The 649-nt window shown below is 53.3% G+C and carries 1 protein-coding gene; it reads right to left on the bottom strand.

Features of this window, described 5'->3' with window-relative positions; all coding sequences use genetic code 11:
• Window positions 1-464: 464 nt before the first annotated feature.
• Window positions 465-649: hypothetical protein (locus tag Ga0451573_RS18910; RefSeq protein WP_231685749.1), on the bottom strand; the 185-nt coding region annotated here is incomplete at its 5' end.

Here is a 649-nt window from a genome sequence, read left to right as displayed (position 1 = left end):
CGATTTCGCGCCAGTTCCTTCTTGTGACTTTCCGGGCGTCTCTAGCTCTCTGGCAATCTTACCTTTCCAGCCACCTTACTCTGACTAAGCGGGCGCACCCTTCAGCAGGCTCGTCACCCCCGATTTGGCCGTTCCCTTTGGCCTTTCAGCCTCAGTTGTCTTCTTCTCCCATCGCTCGGTTCCTTAGTTGCATACTTTGATTTACCTTCATCCCTTCGCAAGTACAGCCGCTTTTGGCCGGTTGTACCCCACTGCAATTAGATGCAGTGTCCTCCCAGTTTTATCCTCCAGTCTGTTACCAGCTTTCACAGGCCGGGAGTTAATCACTACTACGGGTTCATCTGCCACCCCACACCACTTCGTCCCGCCCTTGTGTTTCCACTTGTTTGGGTTTACCCTTCCAAGAGGGATGATGCCGGGCTTCTCCGGTTAAGTACACTAGCCTGAATCTGAACCCATCCGTCCTAACTCCTCAGATTATCCAGCTTTCGGGCTTTCCCACCTTTTGCAAGGTCACCCATCTGACGAGCCAACCTCGGTTTACTTGCGCTATGTTCCAGATTCCCCCTTCGGCTTCCTTCAGACCCCACCGTTAGCCAGTGACGCCCTTGCTTACGGGTTATCTTCCCGCTGGTTAGGTGATAGGGTT

This window comes from Phosphitispora fastidiosa, from assembly GCF_019008365.1.
Taxonomy (GTDB): Bacteria; Bacillota; Thermincolia; order Thermincolales; family UBA2595; genus Phosphitispora; species Phosphitispora fastidiosa.
The sequence above is the reverse complement of the archived record's forward strand: the minus strand, read 5'-3'. Positions and strand labels throughout refer to the sequence as shown.